This is a genomic window from Streptomyces coryli, from assembly GCF_011044975.1.
GTDB lineage: Bacteria > Actinomycetota > Actinomycetes > Streptomycetales > Streptomycetaceae > Streptomyces > Streptomyces coryli.
Genome location: NZ_JAAKZV010000174.1, coordinates 1 through 17424 on the forward strand (window position 1 = coordinate 1; position 17424 = coordinate 17424).

Annotated in this window: 18 protein-coding genes and 1 pseudogene; 12 read left to right on the plus strand and 7 right to left on the minus strand. The window is 73.1% G+C overall.

Annotation, left to right across the window (positions count from 1 at the left end):
* From G5C51_RS29220 to G5C51_RS29245, 6 genes are all read left to right on the plus strand, one after another.
* On the plus strand, positions 1-766 hold a 766-nt coding region (locus G5C51_RS29220; RefSeq protein WP_165241470.1), incomplete at its 5' end, for an ABC transporter permease.
* Positions 742-1479 (plus strand): ABC transporter ATP-binding protein, encoded by a 738-nt coding sequence (locus G5C51_RS29225; protein ID WP_165241472.1) that lies wholly within the window; start codon positions 742-744, stop codon positions 1477-1479. The genes G5C51_RS29220 and G5C51_RS29225, both read left to right, overlap by 25 nt.
* The gene (locus tag G5C51_RS29230) at positions 1476-2819 is read left to right on the plus strand and encodes an LLM class flavin-dependent oxidoreductase (protein ID WP_165241475.1); all 1344 of its coding nucleotides are present in this window, start codon (positions 1476-1478) and stop codon (positions 2817-2819) included. Before G5C51_RS29225 ends, G5C51_RS29230 begins: the two co-directional genes overlap by 4 nt.
* Positions 2816-4057, plus strand: coding sequence for a phosphatase PAP2 family protein (locus G5C51_RS29235; RefSeq protein WP_165241477.1), 1242 nt, complete (start codon positions 2816-2818; stop codon positions 4055-4057). Before G5C51_RS29230 ends, G5C51_RS29235 begins: the two co-directional genes overlap by 4 nt.
* 46 nt (positions 4058-4103) lie before the next feature.
* The gene (locus G5C51_RS29240) at positions 4104-5126 is read left to right on the plus strand and encodes a permease (RefSeq protein ID WP_165241479.1); all 1023 of its coding nucleotides are present in this window, start codon (positions 4104-4106) and stop codon (positions 5124-5126) included.
* Positions 5114-5851, plus strand: coding sequence for a TIGR03943 family putative permease subunit (locus G5C51_RS29245; protein WP_338118337.1), 738 nt, complete (start codon positions 5114-5116; stop codon positions 5849-5851). Before G5C51_RS29240 ends, G5C51_RS29245 begins: the two co-directional genes overlap by 13 nt.
* Before the next feature lie 3 nt (positions 5852-5854).
* Here the strand turns inward: G5C51_RS29245 and G5C51_RS29250 are convergent, their stop codons facing one another.
* Complete coding sequence (locus tag G5C51_RS29250) at positions 5855-6937, minus strand: ATP-dependent DNA ligase (protein ID WP_165241481.1); 1083 nt, start codon at positions 6935-6937, stop codon at positions 5855-5857.
* A gap of 49 nt (positions 6938-6986) precedes the next feature.
* Between G5C51_RS29250 and ligD the strand changes: the two genes are divergently transcribed.
* The gene (gene ligD, locus G5C51_RS29255) at positions 6987-7994 is read left to right on the plus strand and encodes a non-homologous end-joining DNA ligase (protein WP_165241483.1); all 1008 of its coding nucleotides are present in this window, start codon (positions 6987-6989) and stop codon (positions 7992-7994) included.
* A 44-nt stretch (positions 7995-8038) separates the two neighbouring features.
* Positions 8039-9526, plus strand: coding sequence for an MFS transporter (locus G5C51_RS29260; RefSeq protein WP_165241485.1), 1488 nt, complete (start codon positions 8039-8041; stop codon positions 9524-9526).
* A gap of 1 nt (position 9527) precedes the next feature.
* Here the strand turns inward: G5C51_RS29260 and G5C51_RS29265 are convergent, their stop codons facing one another.
* Positions 9528-10838, minus strand: coding sequence for an FAD-binding oxidoreductase (locus tag G5C51_RS29265; RefSeq protein WP_165241488.1), 1311 nt, complete (start codon positions 10836-10838; stop codon positions 9528-9530).
* An 82-nt stretch (positions 10839-10920) separates the two neighbouring features.
* Between G5C51_RS29265 and G5C51_RS29270 the strand changes: the two genes are divergently transcribed.
* Positions 10921-11817, plus strand: coding sequence for a LysR family transcriptional regulator (locus G5C51_RS29270; RefSeq protein ID WP_165241490.1), 897 nt, complete (start codon positions 10921-10923; stop codon positions 11815-11817).
* A gap of 26 nt (positions 11818-11843) precedes the next feature.
* On the opposite strand, the gene G5C51_RS29275 is transcribed toward G5C51_RS29270, so the two are convergent.
* The gene (locus G5C51_RS29275; RefSeq protein WP_240929995.1) at positions 11844-12320 is read right to left on the minus strand and encodes a nuclear transport factor 2 family protein; all 477 of its coding nucleotides are present in this window, start codon (positions 12318-12320) and stop codon (positions 11844-11846) included.
* Between the two features lie 95 nt (positions 12321-12415).
* On the opposite strand from G5C51_RS29275, the gene G5C51_RS29280 reads away from it, so the two are divergent.
* The gene (locus G5C51_RS29280) at positions 12416-13303 is read left to right on the plus strand and encodes a Gfo/Idh/MocA family protein (RefSeq protein WP_165241494.1); all 888 of its coding nucleotides are present in this window, start codon (positions 12416-12418) and stop codon (positions 13301-13303) included.
* Here the strand turns inward: G5C51_RS29280 and G5C51_RS29285 are convergent.
* The 3 genes from G5C51_RS29285 to G5C51_RS29295 form a co-directional block, all read right to left on the minus strand.
* Positions 13275-13562: a DUF1876 domain-containing protein gene (locus G5C51_RS29285; RefSeq protein WP_165241496.1), complete on the minus strand. Its 288-nt coding sequence runs from the start codon at positions 13560-13562 to the stop codon at positions 13275-13277. The genes G5C51_RS29280 and G5C51_RS29285 overlap by 29 nt on opposite strands.
* Before the next feature lie 33 nt (positions 13563-13595).
* Positions 13596-14933 (minus strand): M28 family metallopeptidase, encoded by a 1338-nt coding sequence (locus G5C51_RS29290; RefSeq protein WP_165241498.1) that lies wholly within the window; start codon positions 14931-14933, stop codon positions 13596-13598.
* A 240-nt stretch (positions 14934-15173) separates the two neighbouring features.
* Positions 15174-15356: a hypothetical protein gene (locus tag G5C51_RS29295; RefSeq protein WP_165241500.1), complete on the minus strand. Its 183-nt coding sequence runs from the start codon at positions 15354-15356 to the stop codon at positions 15174-15176.
* On the opposite strand from G5C51_RS29295, the pseudogene G5C51_RS44345 reads away from it, so the two are divergent.
* A pseudogene (locus G5C51_RS44345) lies at positions 15304-15438 on the plus strand (hypothetical protein); the annotation flags it as partial. The gene G5C51_RS29295 and the pseudogene G5C51_RS44345 overlap by 53 nt on opposite strands.
* 154 nt (positions 15439-15592) lie before the next feature.
* Entirely contained in the window at positions 15593-16582 is a 990-nt protein-coding gene (locus G5C51_RS29300) for a zinc-dependent alcohol dehydrogenase family protein (RefSeq protein ID WP_165241506.1), read from the plus strand.
* Here G5C51_RS29300 and G5C51_RS29305 read toward each other — a convergent pair.
* A partial coding sequence (locus G5C51_RS29305; protein ID WP_165241502.1) for a DUF3048 domain-containing protein occupies positions 16564-17424 on the minus strand: 861 nt, incomplete at its 5' end. The genes G5C51_RS29300 and G5C51_RS29305 overlap by 19 nt on opposite strands.

Consider the following 17424-nt stretch of genomic DNA (forward strand, 5'->3'; position numbering starts at 1 on the left):
CGGCCCCGGCAAGCCCATCCCGTACGGCTGGGCCCTCGGCCCGGTGCTGCTGATCGCCATCTGGTCGCTCGGCTCCGCCGCCGGCTTCATCGACCCGCGCAACCTCTCCGCCCCCTGGACCGTCGTCACCACCGCCGGCGACCTGATCGCCGACGGCCGGCTGCAGGGCAACCTCGCCACCTCCGCCCAACGCGCCGCCCTCGGCCTCGTCTTCGGCACCGCCGCCGGCCTCGTCCTCGCCGTCGTCTCCGGCCTCAGCCGGATCGGCGAAGGCGTCATCGACGGCCCGGTGCAGATCAAGCGCGCCATCCCCTCCCTCGCCCTGATCCCGCTGCTCATCCTGTGGTTCGGCATCGGCGAGACCATGAAGGTGATCACCATCGCCCTCGGCGTACTGATCCCCGTCTACATCCACACCCACAACGGCCTGCGCACCATCGACGGCCGCTACGCCGAGCTCGCCGAGACCGTACGCCTCACCCGCACCGGCTTCGTCCGCCACGTCGTCCTGCCCGGCGCGCTCCCGGGCTTTCTGCTCGGCATGCGCTTCGCGGTCACCAACGCCTGGCTCGCCCTGGTGGTGGTCGAGCAGGTCAACGCCACCAGCGGCATCGGCTACATGATGGAGCTCGCCCGCCAGTACGGCCAGACCGACGTGATCATCGTCGGCCTCGTCGTCTACGGCCTCCTCGGCCTGCTCTCGGACGCAGCCGTACGACTCGTGCAGAGGAGGACGCTGACATGGCGGCGCACACTGGAGAGCTGACCGAGCAGGCGGCGGCGGTACGGATCGAGGGTCTCGTCCGCTCCTTCGGCGACCGCCGGGTGCTCGACGACCTCGAACTCCGCATCGCACCCGGCGAGTTCGTGGCCCTGCTCGGCCGCAGCGGCTCCGGGAAGTCCACGCTGCTACGGGCCCTGGCCGGCCTCGACCACGGGGTGAGCGGCGCCGGGATGCTCGAAGCGCCCCGCAATGCCTCCGTCGTCTTTCAGGACGCCCGCCTCCTGCCCTGGAAGCGGCTGCTGGAGAACGTCACCCTCGGCCTGCCGGGCCCCGACGCCGCCGAGCGCGGTCGCGCCGCCCTCGCCGAGGTCGGCCTGGAAGGACGCGAGCGGGCCTGGCCGATCGAGCTGTCCGGCGGCGAGCAGCAGCGTGTCTCGCTCGCCCGCTCGCTCGTCCGCGAGCCGGAACTCCTCCTCGCCGACGAGCCGTTCGGCGCCCTCGACGCCCTCACCCGGCTGCGCATGCACGGCCTGCTGCGGCAGCTGTGCGAGCGGCACCGGCCGGCTGTCCTCCTCGTCACCCACGACGTGGACGAGGCCATCGCACTCGCCGACCGGGTCGCGGTGCTGGACGAGGGCCGTATCACCGCCGACGTGCCGGTGGAGGTCCCGCGCACCGGCGGCGGGCCCGAGCAGGCCGCGCTGCGCGCCCGGCTCCTCACCGAGCTGGGCGTCGACGTGGAGGTCCCCGCATGACCCGGCAGCTGCACCTGAACCTCTTCGTCTACCCGGGCGGCCACCACGAGGCCGCCTGGCGGCACCCCGGCTCCGACCCGTCCCGGGTGCTCGACATCCGCTTCTACCAGGACCTGGCCCGGCGCGCGGAAGCGGCGGCCTTCGACGCCGTCTTCTTCGCCGACGGCCCGTCGCTCGCCGACAACGTCCGGCACGCCAGCCGTTTCCGCCTGGAGCCGTTCACCTGGCTGTCCGCCATCGCGGCGGCGACGGAGCGGATCGGGCTGATCGCCACGGCGTCGACCACCTACACCGAGCCGTACAACCTCGCCCGGCTCTTCGCCTCCCTCGACCACCTCAGCGGCGGCCGCGCCGGCTGGAACATCGTCACCACCGGCGCCCCGCAGGCCGCGCAGAACTTCGGCCTGGACGAGCACCCGGTGCACGCCGAACGCTACGGGCGGGCGCGGGAGTTCACGGACGTCGTCACCCGCCTCTGGGACAGCTGGGAGGACGGGGCGCTCGTCGCCGACCAGGAGAGCGGGGTCTTCGCCGACACCGACAAGATCCACGACATCGACCACGACGGAAAGCACTTCCGGGTGCGCGGGCCGCTCAACACGCCGCGCACGCCGCAGGGCCGTCCCGTCTACGTCCAGGCGGGCTCGTCGGAGGACGGCCGGGACTTCGCCGCGACCTACGCCGAGGCGGTCTTCACCGCCCACCAGACGCTGGCGAGCGGGCAGGAGTTCTACGCCGACATCAAGAAGCGGGCCGCCGCGCTGGGCCGCGATCCGCGGCAGGTGCTCGTGCTGCCCGGCATCAGCCCCTTCATCGGCTCCACGGAGGCCGAGGCGCAGGCGCTGAGCGACGAGCTCAACGCCCTGACCCAGCCCGCCTATTCACTGCAGCTGCTGCGGCGGCTCCTCGGCGTCGACCTCGACGAGGCCGCGCTCGACGGGCCCGTACCGCTGGACCTCATCGACGGCAGCGGCGAGCGCGGCTACGGCAGCCGCTTCCAGCTCATCGTCGACCTCGTGGAGCGCGAGCGGCCGACCGTACGGCAGCTGCTGCACCGGCTCGCCGGGGCCCGCGGGCACCGGGTCATCGCCGGAACGCCGGTGCAGGTCGCCGACCAGCTGCAGGAGTGGTTCGAGCAGGGCGCCGCCGACGGCTTCAACGTCATGCCGCCCCACCTGCCCGGCGGCTTCGACACCTTCGCCGACGAGGTGGTGCCGATCCTGCGCGAACGCGGCCTGTTCCGCGCCGCGTACGAGGGCGCCACCCTGCGCGAGCACTACGGGCTGCCCCGCCCGCGCAGCACCTATTCAGCACCCGTAACCCAGGAGGAGACCGCGTGAGCCTGCCCCGATCCCGTACCGCCCTCGTCACCCTCGGCTCGGCCGCCCTGCTGGCCGGCGCCGTGGCGGTGCCGGCCGCCACCGCGGAGCCCGCGGCGGAGAAGGACACCGTACTCGGGTGGTACGACATCACCGCCGAGACCGTCGCCGCGGCGGGCGCGCCCACGCAGGTCACCAACAGCCGCTCCTGGGCGATCAGCTGGCTCGCCGCCGCCCGCGCCACCCGTACGGTCCCGACCGGGCTCGACCGCGGCGACTACCGCGACGCGGCGCTCGCCTCGGCCGTGCACGACGCGCTGACCGCCCTGGTTCCGGCTCGCAAGGATCAGTTGGACGCCGCGCTGCAGGACACCCTGGCCGCCGTCCCGGACGGCGCCGCCGAGGACCGCGGCGTCGTCGCCGGCGCCCGCGAGGCCACCGCCGTGCTGAAGTCCCGCGAGGGCGACGGCCTGGACCCGGAGTCGGTGAACGCGCCGTACACCGTCAAGCCCGCCGCCCCGGGGATATGGCAGCCGACGCTGCCCGCGTACGCGCCCGCCGCGCAGTACGGCAACCGGCAGGCGAAGCCGTTCCTGCTCAAGTCCCCCGACCAGTACCGCCTCGGCCCGCCGCCCGCTCTCGACTCCGAGGCGTACGCGAAGGACCTCGCCGAGGTGCGGGCTTACGGCGCGAAGGAGGATTCGCGGCGGAGCGCCGGGCAGACGGAGACCGCGCAGTTCTGGCTCGGGTCGTCGTTCACGCTCTACACCGAGCCGCTGCGGGTGGCGGTGGCCCGTAGCGACGCCTCCGCGGCCGGGAAGGCGCGGCTGGTGGCGCTCTTCCACGTCTCCAGCGTGGACACGCAGATCGCCACCTCCGACACCAAGTACGCGTACGAGCGCTGGCGTCCGATCACCGCCATCCGCGCCGGCGCGATCGACCAGGACCCGGAGTGGACCCCGCTGCACGACACCCCGGCCCACCCGGACTATCCGAGCGGGCACAACACGTACTCCGGTTCCGCCGAGGGCATCCTGAACGCGCTCGCCGGACCGCGCACCGAGCCGTTCGAGCTGACCAGCCCGTCCGCGCCCGACGTCACCCGGACGTACACGACCTGGAAGAAGCTGAGCGACGAGAACGTCGACGCGCGCATCTTCTCCGGCATCCACACCAGGGCGGCGGACGAGGCCGGCATCGACCTCGGCAAGGACGTCGCGGAGCACACGCTGCGGAATTCCGGACGGCTCTTCGACTGAGTTTGGTTCCTCCGTTTTAGGTGGATTGTCTGGTTAAGGTGCTGGGGTGGAAACCACCCAGGGCTTAACCGTCGCGCCGCCGCCGGCGGCCCCGCGCACTCCGCGCAAGGGCCCGCCGGCGGCGGCTGTCTCCGCAGGGCTCGGTCTGGCCGCCGCCGTCGGCGTCGGCTGGGCGCTGGGGGCGGGGGAGTGGCTCACGCATCCCGCCTTCCGCGCCTGGCAGACGGTGTGCGTGGCCATCGCCGTGCAGGCGCTGCCGTTCCTGGTGCTCGGCACTTTGGTCTCCGGCGCGATCAACGCCTTCGTCCCGGCGCACGTCTTCAGCCGCCTGCTGCCGCGCAAGCCCGCCCTGGCGGTGCCCGTGGCCAGCGCGGCCGGCGTGGTGCTGCCCGGGTGCGAGTGCGCGTCGGTGCCGGTGGCCGGGTCGCTGATCCGGCGCGGGGTGACGCCGGCGGCGGCCTTCGCCTTCCTGCTGTCGGCGCCCGCGGTGAACCCCGTTGTGCTGGTGGCCACCGCGGTCGCCTTCCCCAACGCGCCCGAGATGGTCGCCGCCCGGCTCATCGCCTCCCTCGCCACCGCCGCCGCGATGGGCTGGCTGTGGCTGCGCTTCGGGCGCGAGCGGTGGCTGCGGATGCCCGCGCGGCATACGGGACATCAGGCGGGCCAGAGCCGGCTGGCGGAGTTCCGGCTCGGCTTCCAGCACGACTTCCTGCACGCGGGCGGCTTCCTGGTGCTCGGCGCGATGGCCGCCGCGACCTTCAACGTCGCCGTGCCGGACTCGGTCCTCGAGACCTTCGCCGCCAACCCCTGGCTGTCGGTCCTCTTCCTCGCAGGGCTCGCCATCCTCCTCGCCGTCTGCTCGGAGGCGGACGCCTTCGTCGCCGCGTCGCTCACCGGCTTCTCGCCGACCGCGCGGCTGGCGTTCATGGTGGTCGGCCCGATGGTGGACGTGAAGCTGATCGCCCTGCAGGCGGGCACCTTCGGCCGCTCCTTCGCGCTGCGCTTCTCCGCGGCGACCGTGGTGGTCGCGGTGGCCGCCACCTTCGCCACCGGGTGGTGGCTGCTGTGAAGGGCAAGGTGCAGGCGCTGGTCCTGCTGCTGGTGGGTGTCGGGGTCTTGCGGATCACCCTGGTCGGGGACCTCTATCTGCGGTACGTGAAGGAGGGGCTGCGGCCGTTCCTGATCGCGTCCGGGGTGCTCCTGGTGCTGACCGCGCTGGCCGGGCTGCGCGACCGCGCGCCCGCGCACGCGCATGCTTCGGACGATGACCATGACCACGGCCACGACCACGGCTCCGCCCCCCGCGTCGCCTGGCTGCTCGTCCCGCCCGCGCTCGCCATGCTCGCCTTCGCGCCGCCCGCGCTCGGCTCGTACACCGCGCAACGGGAGTCCGCCAAGCGCGTGACGACGCAGGACACCAAGCCGCGCTTCGCGCCGCTGCCGAAGGGGAACGGGCCGGTGCCGATGACGCTCACCGAGTTCCTGGAGCGCTCCGGCGGCGACCCGGCGAGCCTGCGCGGCCGTACGGTCACGATGACCGGCTTCTCCACCCCGGATCGCCGCGGCTGGGAGCTCACCCGGCTCGTGGTCAACTGCTGCGCCGCCGACTCCCAGTCACTGAAGGTACGGGTGCGCGGCGCGACCGCACCGCCGGCCGATCAGTGGGTGACGGTCGCGGGCAAGACCGGGCCGGGCGGCTCGCTGCGGGTCACCGACGTACGCCGGATCGCGCAGCCGCCGAACCCGTACATGGACGCCCCGCCGCCGCCGGGGTCCGGGGCGGAACCCCGGTAAATCTCACCCCTGTCCCGCGGCGGAGCCGCCCAGCACCTCGCCGAGGTCGTAGCTCAGCGGCTCCTCCAACTGCTCGAACGTGCAGCTCTCCGGCGTGCGGTCCGGGCGCCACCGGCGCCACTGTGCCGTGTGCCGGAAGCGCTGCCCGTTCTCCATGTGGTCGTACGCCACCTCCAGCACCCGCTCCGGCCGCAGCGGCACCCACGACAGGTCCTTCTGCCCGGACCAGCGGCTCGGCGCGCCGGGCAGCCGGGCCGACTCGTGCGCCTCCTCGTTCGCCCAGTCGGCCCACGGGTGGCCCTCGACCGACTCCATCCGCAGCGGCTCCAGTTCCTCGACCAGTTCCTCGCGCCGTTTCATCGAGAAGGCCGCGCACACGCCGACGTGCTGCAGCCGCCCCTCCGCGTCATTGATGCCGAGCAGCAGCGAGCCGACCACAGGGCCCGACTTGTGCCAGCGGAAACCGGCCAGCACCACGTCCGCGGTCCGCTCGTGCTTCACCTTGGTCATCAGCCGCTCGTTCTGCCGGTACAGGCTGTCCAGCGGCTTGGCGATGACCCCGTCAAGACCCGCGCCCTCGTACTGCTCGAACCACCCCTCCGCGACCTTCTCGTCCGTCGTCGCCGGCGCCAGATGGATGGGCGGCGCGGCCTTGGCGAGGGCCTTCTCCAGCGCGGCGCGGCGCTCGGTCAGCGGCGTATCCACCAGCGAATCGTCGCCGAGCGCCAGCAGGTCGAAGGCGACGAACGACGACGGCGTGGTCTCGGCCAGCAGCTTCACGCGGGAGGCGGCCGGGTGGATGCGTTCCGTTATGGCGTCGAAGTCGAGCCGGCCGTTACGGACGATGACGATCTCGCCGTCCACGACGCACCGCTCCGGCAGATTCGCCTTGAGCGCCGCCACCAGCTCCGGCAGATAGCGCACCAGCGATTTCCCTGTGCGGCTGCCGATCTCGATCTCGTCCCCGTCGCGGAAGACGATCGCCCGGAAGCCGTCCCACTTGGCCTCGTACTGCATCCCGGGCGGGATCTTTTTCGCGGGCTTGGCGAGCATGGGCTTTACGGGCGGCATCACCGGCAGATCCATGCCGCCGATTATGCGGCGGATGCGGCCCGCGCACCTTAACGTTGCCGACATGGGTGCCGCGATGGAGCTCCAAGTGGGCGAACGGAAGGTCCGGCTGTCCAGCCCGGACAAGGTCTACTTCCCGGAGAAGGGCTACACCAAGCTCGACCTGGCGCAGTACTACCTCGCCGTCGGCGACGGAATTCTGCGCGCGCTCAGGAACCGTCCGACCACCCTCGAGCGTTATCCGGACGGGGTAACGGGCGAGTCCTTCTTCCAGAAGCGCGCTCCGAAGAACACGCCCGAATGGATCCCGACGGCCCGCATCACCTTCCCCAGCGGCCGTAAAGCCGACGAGATCTGCCCCTCCGAACTGGCCGCCGTGATCTGGGCGGCCCAGTTCGGCACCTTCACTTTCCACCCCTGGCCGGTACGGGCCGATCACACCGATCACCCCGACGAGCTGCGCCTCGACCTCGACCCGCAGCCGGGTACGGACTTCAAGGACGCGGTGCGCGCGGCGCACGAGCTGCGCGGGGTGCTGGCCGACGCGGGCCTGGCCGGCTGGCCGAAGACCTCCGGCGGGCGCGGGCTGCATGTCTTCATCCCGATCGAGCCGAAGTGGAATTTCGTGCAGGTGCGCCGCGCCGCCATCGCCGCCGGGCGGGAGCTGGAGCGGCGGATGCCGGAGCAGGTGACGATGGCCTGGTGGAAGGAGGAGCGCGGCGAGCGCGTCTTCGTCGACTACAACCAGACGGCCCGCGACCGCACCATCGCCTCCGCCTATTCGGTACGCCCCCAGCCGCACGCGCCCGTATCGGCGCCGCTGACCTGGGCCGAGGTCGACGACGCCGAGCCGCGCGACTTCGACCTCGGCACCATGCCGAAGCGGTACGCCGAGGTCGGCGACGTGCACGCGGACATGGACGCCGAGCGCTACGGCCTCGAGACGCTGCTGGAGTGGGCCGACAAGGACGAGTCGGAGCGCGGCCTGGGCGATCTGCCGTATCCGCCGGACCATCCGAAGATGGCGGGCGAGCCGAAGCGGGTGCAGCCGAGCCGGGCGAAGAAGGACTGACGCCCCACCGGTCACACCGAAGCCGTGCCATCCGTCAGACGGGCATGACTTCCTCTACGAAATCTACGCAACAGGGTGCGGGCGCCGGGCTCGGTGCCATCCTCGCCTTCCTCTGCATGGGGCAGTTCATGGTCTTCCTCGACATCTCGATCGTGAACCTCGCGCTGCCCTCCATCCGCGAGGGCCTGGACATGTCCGAGGTCAGCCAGGAGTACATCGTCACCGCGTACGCGACGGTGCTCGGCGGCTTCCTGCTGCTGGGCGGGCGACTGGGGGATACCTTCGGGCGGCGGAGGCTGCTGCAGGCGGGCTTCGTCGTCTTCGCGCTGGCGTCGCTGGCCGCGGGCTTCGCGGTCAGCGGGCCGATGCTGATCGCGGCCCGGGGCCTCCAGGGGCTGGGCTCCGCGATGATCGCGCCGTCCGCGCTGTCGCTGCTGACCAGCTCTTTCCCGGAGGGGCCGCGGCGCAACAAGGCGCTCGGGATCTGGGGTTCGCTGGCCGGGATCGCCTCGATCGTCGGCGTCATCGTGGGCGGGCTGCTGGCCGATGGACCCGGCTGGGAGTGGATCTTCTTCGTCAACGTACCCGTCGGCCTGGGCGCCGCCCTGCTCGCGCCGCGGATCGTGCCCGAGGTGCGGGGCGAGAAGGAGCGGCGTCCGTTCGACATGCTCGGGGCGCTGACGCTGACCGGCGGGCTGCTGCTGCTCATCTTCACGCTGGGCGAGGCCACGCGCGTCGGCTGGACGACGGGCCGAACCGTCGGGAGCCTGGCGGGCGCCGCGGCGCTGCTGGCCGGCTTCCTGGTGATCGAGGCGCGGGCGGCGGCGCCGATCATGCCGCTCGGGTTCGTACGGAAGAAGACGATGCGGACCGCGAACATCGCGGCGGTGCTGGTCTTCGGCACCTTCTCGGCGCTGTTCTTCTTCGCCAGCATCTTCATGCAGCAGGTGTACGGCTACTCGCCGATGAAGGCCGGCTTCGCGTATCTGCCGCTCGCCGTGGCCGTCGCGGTGGGCGCGGGGATCGCGTCCGGGCTGATCGCGAAGCTGGCGGCGCGGACGGTGCTGATGGCGGGGCTCACGATCGCCGTCACCGGGCTGCTCCTCATGTGGCGGGCGCCGGCCGGGGGTTCGTACGCGGCCGATCTGCTGACGCCGTTCGTGCTGCTCGGGCTCGGCTGCGGGATGGTGTACGTGACCCTGCAGATCGCCGCCTTCACCGGGGTGAGCGAGGAGGAGGCGGGGATCGGCGCCGGGCTGATCAACACCAGCCAGGAGGCCGGCGGCGCGCTCGGGCTCGCGGTCATCACGACCATCGCCTACAGCGGCCTCGCCGGGGACATGGCCGCGGCGGGCGGCGACCCGCGGCTGATCGTGGCCGCGCAGGAGGCGGCGAACCATGACGCGTTCCTCGCGGCGGCGGTGGGCGGCTCCGCGGCGCTGGTGGTCGCGGCGCTGCTGATGCCCCGCAGGCGGCCGGAAGCCGCCGGCGGGGCGGGCGAGTCGGACCCCAGCTATGAGCTGACCAGCTGATTCAGCCGAGGACGGGGTAGTTGCTCCGGATCACCCCCTGCGGGTCACGGTCGCGCTTCAGCTCACGGAGGCGGGCCAGGCTCGCGGGGGTGAAGGCGTCCGCCGGGGTCTCGCCCGGGGCGAGAAAGGTGAAGGGCTTGCGGCCCGCCACCCGGGAGCCGAGTGCCGTCACCAGGTCCTGCTGCCGGGTCCGTATGGACACCGCTGTCCCGTCCGTGTCCGGGACACCGAACAAGTAGAGCGCGTACGGCTCCGGCTGCGGACCGTGCGGGCTGTCCGACGGGTCGGACAGGGCGCCGCCCACATGGCGCAGCTGCACGCTCAGCAGCGGGTCGATCGGCTCCGCCAGCAGGGTCTTCACCGCGAAGTCGTCCAGGTGGGTGAGGAGTTCGGCGCGCGAGGCGCCGGGGCCCGGGGTCGTCGGCTCCGCGGTGATGGAGCCGAGTTCGGCGAGCGGGAGCGGGCCGCGGGTGTCGGAGATCGCGTCGCCGATCGCGTCCAGCGGGGCGAGCAGCTCCCGCGCCTTTGCCGCCGCGCCCAGGTAGGTGGCGTCGATCGCGACCATCGGGGGCGCGCCGGGGAAGTTCAGCAGGTCGGCCCAGACGGTCAGTTCGCGCGGGGCGCCGGTCGTGATGCGGCGGAAGGCGTCCAGTACCTCGGATGCCTTACGGGCCGGCCACAGCCGTCGGCCGCCGTACAGCTCGGGGGCCGGGTGCAGCGCGAACTCCAGCGCGGTGACCAGCGCGAAGTCGCCACCGCCGCCGCGCAGTGCCCAGAACAGATCCGGGTCGGTCGCCGCCGTCACCCGGGCCCGTACCCCCTCGGCGGTCACGACGTCGAAGGCAGTCACATCGTCCGCCGCCCAGCCGTACGCGCGCCCGAACCAGCTCAGCCCGCCGCCCAGCGTGTATCCGGCGACGGTCACCACCGGCGAGCTGCCCGGCAGCCCGGTCAGCCCGTGCCGGGCCGCCTCCGCCTGGACCCGCTCCCACGCCACGCCGGCTCCGACCCGGGCGGTACGGGCCGCGGGGTCGATGTGCAGCTCGTCGAGCCGGGCCGTGCGCAGCAGGATCGCCCCGGCGACGGCCGGCGCGGCGCCGTGGCCGCTGGGCTGCGCGGTCACCGGGACGCCGGCGCGGGCCGCGCAGCGCACGGTGGCCGCGATGTCGTCGGCGTCAGCGGCTTCCACGAACGCCGGGACGGGCTGGTCCACGGCGAGGTTCCAGGGGCGGGTGGCGGCCTCGAAGCCGTCGTCGCCGGGGAGCAGCACGCGGCCGCGGACGGCGGTGCGCAGATCGGTATGGATCTTCATGATGAGTCCTCACTTTTCGGGAGAAATCCTTGGATCCGGAGCGGGTATGGTGATCGGCCGCAGGTGGAGAGGGGGACACGGCATGCTGGAGCGGCACGAGATCGAGGCGTTCCTGACGCTTGCCGAGGAGCTGCACTTCGGGCGCACCGCCGAGCGGCTGCACGTGTCGACGGCCCGGGTCAGCCAGACCATCGCGAAGCTGGAGCGGCGCGTCGGTGTCGCGCTCTTCCAGCGGACCAGCCGGCGCGTGGAGCTGACCCTGGTGGGGCGGCAGCTGCGCGACGAGATGGGCCCGGCCTGGGCGCAGCTCACCGGCGCCGTCGAGCGGGCCCTCGAGGCGGGCCGCGGGCTCACCGGCTCGATCACCGTGGCCTTCGTCGCCGCCGCCGGCGGGCAGCTGCTCGCGGGTGCGGCGGAGGAGTTCCGCAAGCGGTATCCCGAGTGCGAGGTGGTGCTGCGGGAGTCGCAGTGGACGGAGATCGTGGACTGGCTGCAGGACGGCACGGTGGATATCGGCCTCGCCACCCGGCCCTTCGGGGCCGAGGGCATCACCGAGGGCGAGGTTCTGGTCTCCGAGGCGCGCCTGCTGGCGGTGTCCGTCGATCACCCCTTCGCCCGCCGCAACTCCGTAGGCCTCGAGGATCTGGCCAGGACCCCGATGATCCAGCTGCCGGAGACCCTGCCGCCCGCCGTCCGCGCCCACCGCACACCGGCCACCACGCCGTCCGGCCGCCCGATCGAGCCGGGCCCCACGGCAGCGACCTTCAACGAGCTGATCACCCTGGTCGGCGCCGGCCGCGGCGTCTTCCCCGTGGGCGCCCAGGTGCGCCGCTACTACCCTCGCCCCGATGTCGTCTACGTGCCCTTCAGCGACGCCCCGCCGCTCGAGTGGGTGCTGCTGTGGCGTACGAAGGGCGACGGCGAGCGGGTGCGGGCCTTTGTGCGCGCCGCGCACGACCTGGTCGAGGCCGCCCGCTGAGCTCGGCGTCGGCGTCAGCCTCAGCCTCAGCCGAAGATCGCGGTGGGGTCGCCCGTGTACCACGTGTTGTCGATGGACATCCGGCTGATCACCCAGCGGTCGCCGTCGCGGATCAGATCGACGTCGTAGGGGTTCTTCAGCAGGGCATGGGTGGCGTGGTCCGCGGTGAGCAGGTGCTGTGCCTCGACCAGGGCGGTCGCGTGCGCGGTGTCCCCGTCGATGGCGATACGGACATTGGTGACCTGGTGCGTGGTGTCCACCCGGCCGGTGAAGAGGGCCAGGATCGTGGTGACGATCGCGTCCCGCCCCACCATCAGCGGCGGCTTCGCGCCCCACTTGGACGCGGCGGGTGCGAAGTCGAGCTCCGCGTCGGCGGCGAAGGCGGAGGCGAAGAGGTCGCGGTCCTTGGTGTCCTGGCCGAGGCCGAAGCGGTAGAGGGCGTCGGCGATCTCCGTGCGGTCGCGCAGTTCCCGGACGAGGGCGTCCGTCGTGTGGTTCGTCATGGCCCTTACTCTCCGGTCCCGCGCACGGCCCATCAATGCGCGACTGTGCAAGGGTCGTAAACCCTGGCTTAATGAACAGCTCGTACCATTCCCGTATGCGAATCGGACTCCTCGGCACTGGACCGTGGGCGGAGAAGGCGCACGCGCCCGCCCTGCAAGCACACCCCGATGTGACCTTCACCGGCGTGTGGGGGCGAAGGCCGGAGGCGGCGAAGGAGATCGCCGACGCCTTCGGCACCCGGCCGTACGACGACGTGGACGCGCTGCTCGCCGACTGCGACGCCGTCGCCGTGGCGCTGCCGCCCGATGTGCAGGCGCCGCTGGCGGTACGGGCCGCGGAGGCGGGCAAGCATCTGCTGCTCGACAAGCCGGTGGCCACCACGGCCGAGGGGGCGCGGCTGGTCGCCGACGCGGTGGAGCGGGCCGGGGTGGCGTCGGTCGTCTTCTTCACCATGCGGTTCGCGGACGTCAGCGCCGACTGGCTGGCCGGGCAGACCGGGCAGGAGGGGTGGCTGGTCGGGCGGGCCGACTGGCTGTCGCCCGTGTTCTCCGACTCCGGGAGCCCCTACGCCGCGTCGCCGTGGCGGGCGGAGAAGGGCGCACTGTGGGACGTCGGGCCGCATGTGCTGTCGATGCTGCTGCCGGCGCTCGGCGACGTAGCGCTCGATGAGGTACGGGCGGTGGCCGGGCCCGGGGACACCGTGCACCTGACGCTGCGGCACGACGGCGGCGCGCTGAGCAGCTGCACGCTCAGCCACACCGTGCCGCAGGCCGCCGCGGGCGTCACCGTCGAGCTGCGCGGGGCGCCGGGGGTCGCCGTCGTGCCGGAGCGGGACGGGCGCGGGCCCGTGCCGCCGTACGGGCGCGCCATCGACGCGCTGCTCGCGTCGGCGCGCAGCGGAGTGCCGCACCCGTGCGACGTGCGCTTCGGGCAGCGGGTGACCGAGATCCTCGCTACGGCCGAGGCGCGTCTCGGGGTGTGAGCGTGGGCTGCTGGTGCGTGGCGCGCTGAATCTCCGCGCTCGCCTTCTCCAGCAGCTGCCGCGCCAGCTCGGTGAGCGCCCGGGCGGCCGCGATCTCCTCGCCGACGAGGCGCTGCCCGGGGTCGCTCGGGTGGCGCTTCGCCCCGCCGTGGGCCGTCAGTTCGGTGCCGTCGCTCAGCCGCAGCAGCGCGGTCGCCCGGGTGTCGTAGTCGTCCTCGAGGAAGTCCATTTCGATGTGCCAGCCCGCGATGTTCCGCATGGCCATCACCTCCCGCCCTACCAAGGGTGCACCCTACGGCGACCATCCCGCGGTCCCCGCGACGATCCGGGCCGCGGCGCGGGAGAGGGGGAGGAGGCCTTCTGCGTCGACCTTGTCGAGGGTGTCGGCGGAGTCGAAGAGGTAGGGCGGGGCCGAGAGGAAGTGCACGAGGCGTACGCCCTCCTCGTGGAAGAAGGCGCCGTCGGTCGGCGGGAGCGGGGAGAAGACGTCGGGGGGCAGCACGAGGGAGCGGCGCAGGCGCTCCGACTGGAGGGACTGCAGGACCAGTTGCTCGAGCGCCGGCTCCTGGGTGGTGAACCACCACCTGACCTCGGGGTCCGCGGTCGGCTTCAGCAGCCCGTCCTTGACCTCGCAGCGCAGCGCCGCGTGCTCCAGGTGCAGCTGCAGCACGACGCTGCCGAGCAGATCGCGGTGGCGCTCGATGAAGGCGCGGGTGCCGGCGGCGTGCGCCATGTGCCCCGCGGTGAGCAGGAAGAGGAGGTTGTGCGGGCGTTCCGCGCGCGGGACTTGGGCCCAGTGCCGGGCGGCGGCCAGCACGAGGGCGATGCCGGTGCCGTCCTCTACAGCTGAGGCCCACGGGGCGTCGTGGTGGGACGCGATGATCACCCAGTGGTCGGTGGCGCCGTTCCCGCCGGGGAGCGTGGCGATGACGTTGCGGCTGGTGGCGCGCTTGGTCACGCCCTCCGTGACGAGGGTGGCGGTGCAGGGGCCCGCGGCCATCGCGTCGAGCATCACGCGGGCGTCGCCGCGGGAGAGCCACAGTCCCGGGACCGGCCGCTGGACGGCGTCGTACGGGACGTAATAGTCGCGCGTCTCCCACGGGAATCCGGTCAGCGCCCCCACGTAACCGCCCGCGCCGGCCGCGATGGCCGGCTCGGCGACCTCCAGGAGGCGGGGGCCGAAGGGCAGCGTCTGGGCGAGGTGGTCGAAGGCCTTCTCCGGGTCGTACGCGCCCGTGGCGAGCGTACGGACCGCCGACTGGTCGAGCTTGGTGAGCTCCACCTCATCGACGGCGATGGCGCCCGGCTCGGCTCCGGCGAGGTCCTCCAGGCGCACCAGCGGCGCGGTGTGGCCGCGCGGGGCGGCGGCGGTGTACGGCAACTGGAAGCCGTCGAGCCGCAGTTCACCGCCGCGGCCGTGGACGTAGAGGGTGGCGGCGCCCGGCTGCCAGCGCGGCACGGGCACGGTCTCCAGCCGCGTCTCGAGGCCGAAGGAGCGGAACATGCCCGCCGCCCAGTCCTCGGTCCACGAGTCGGCGGGATAGCCGGGGCGGCGGATGCCCTGCTCCGTGACGGTGCCGATCCAGTCCAGCATCTCCTGGGTATCCGGCCATGGCTGACCGCTGCTCATCGCGCGCCCCCTCGCCTTGCTCGCCACCGGTAGCGCTGCGCGCAGGGTGGGGTGGCGCGGGTGCGACCCCCGCGTCTCGGCGGAGATGCGGGCATGCGACGTCCCCCGGCCTGTGCGCCGTCGGCGCCGACCCTACCGCCGGGAGGCCCGGGACGGCAGCCGTTCGGCCGCGGGCGGCTGTTTGGGTAGTCGTATTCGCCGGTGCCCGCTGTCCGTGCGTAGCCGCGGCATGCTGCTCGTCTACGACTGGCTGGTGCTGCGCTTCAGCTGCCGGTTCATCTGGAGGTGCCCGAAGCGGCACTTCGTCGCGCTGTACCGGCGGAACCTGGCGTCCCCCCACGTGGACATCGGCGTCGGCACGGCGGCACTGATCGACAGGGCCGCCCCGCCCGCGGAGAAGGCCATCACGCTCGTCGACCTCAACCCCAACTCGCTGGCCACGGCGCCCCGTCAGCTGGCACGCCACCGCCCGCGGCAGGTGGCGGCGAACGCCCTCGAACCACTCCCGCTGCCGGATGGCACGGCCGGCTCGGCCGCACTCAGCCTCGTACTGCACTGCCTGCCCGGCGACACGGCCCGCAAGACGGACGCGATCCGGCACGCGCCGTGCGCGGCGGGCCCGCGCCCGCGGTGGCAGGATGCCGTCCATGGGCACCACCATGCGGGCCTGGGCCGTACGCGGTCCCGGGCGACTCGACGCCGTTACGGTCCCGGTTCCCGAGCCCGTCGCGGGCGAGCTCCTCGTGCGCGTACGTGCCTGCGGCGTGTGCCGCACCGATCTGCACGTACGGGACCACGACCTGCCCGCCCACAAGGCCGCCGTCGTGCCCGGCCACGAGGTCGTCGGCGAAGTCGTCGCGGCCGGGCCGGGGGCGGACATCGCGGCGGGCACCCGCGTCGGCATCGCCTGGCTCCGGCACACCTGCGGCAGCTGCCGCTTCTGCGCACGCGGGCAGGAGAACCTCTGCCCGGACTCGCGCTACACCGGCTGGGACGCGGACGGCGGATACGCCCAATACGCCACCGTGCCCGGCGACTTCGCGTACGAGCTGCCGGACGGGCCCGCCGACGCCGAGATCGCGCCGCTGCTGTGCGCCGGGATCATCGGCTATCGCGCGCTGCGCCTCGCCGAGCTGCCGGAGGGCGGGCGGCTCGGCGTGTACGGGTTCGGCGGGTCCGCGCACCTGACGGCGCAGCTGGCCATCGCCCAGGGCGCCGAGGTGCACGTCTTCACCCGGTCCGCGGCCGCGCGGCAGCTCGCGCTCGAGCTGGGCGCCGCCTCCGCCGGGGCTCCCGACAGCGCGCCCGCCGGATCGCTCGACGCGGCGCTGCTCTTCGCACCCGCAGGCGAGCTCGTGCCGCGCGCCCTCGAAGCGCTCGACGCCGGCGGGACGCTGAGCATCGCCGGGATCCACGTCACGGAGATCCCGGCCCTCGACTACGACCGCCACCTCTTCCGCGAGCGCACCCTGCGCAGCGTCACCGCCAACACCCGCGCCGACGGCCGCGCCTTCCTGCGCGCGGCGGCGGAGCACGGCGTCCGCGCCACCGTCACCCCGTACCCCTTCGACCGCGCCGACGCCGCCCTCGACGACCTGGCGGCGGGCCGGGTCCGCGGCGTCGCGGTGCTTCAGGACTTCGGTACGTAGACCACCCAGACCTGCCCGTCCGCGAAGCGCATCGGCTTGCCGTCGGGCGTCTCGTACTCCGTGATCGTGTCCGCCTCCGGCCGTTCCCAGCGCACCGGATAGGCCTTGCCGTCGCGCAGCACCGTGGCCGTGCCAGCGCCGACCGTCTCCGTGTACGGGGAGTTGTTGCCCCAGCGGTCGCCGAAGGCGCCCTTGCGGATGTCGACCTCCTGGATGACGACGTTGGCGGGGGCGAGGCGCTTGCCGGCGGCGGTGGTGGACGGCCGTCCGTCCATCGAGACCTGCCAGCCGCCGGACTTCCAGGCGAAAGCGTAACGGGCCGCCGGGAAGCGGACCGTGCGCGACGGCGTCGCCTTGCCGCCGGCCGGAGCCGGTCCTTCGTCGAAGCCGACGTCCTGCGGAGTGCCTATGTCCGGGGCCGCCTTCAGCACGTCGGCGGTGCGGAGGTAGAGGTTGTGCGGGGCCGGGCGGGCGCCGCCGCGGAAGTAGCCGGACAGCTCCTCCGGGGGCATCGGGCGGAGCGGGGCCCTGCGGATGTGCGGCTTGAGCTTGCCCTGGGCGCCGGAGTAGGCGAGCACCGGATTCTCGTACTGGCGGAGCAGGTCGAGGTCCGTCTCGCGGGCGCTGCGCACCGGGCCGATCGACTCGGGGAGCCGGGAGGAGAAGACCGCGCAGAAGCGGGTGATGCCGGCTTCGACGCGCTCGACATAGACGACGTCGGCCTGGTCGATGCCGGTCTGCGGGCGGGCGGCCGCGGAGTTGTCTATCTTCACGGCGAGCACCGGGCCCGGACGGGCGGGTTTGGCCTGCTGCGTCGCGGTGGGGGAGGAGGAGTGGGAGGG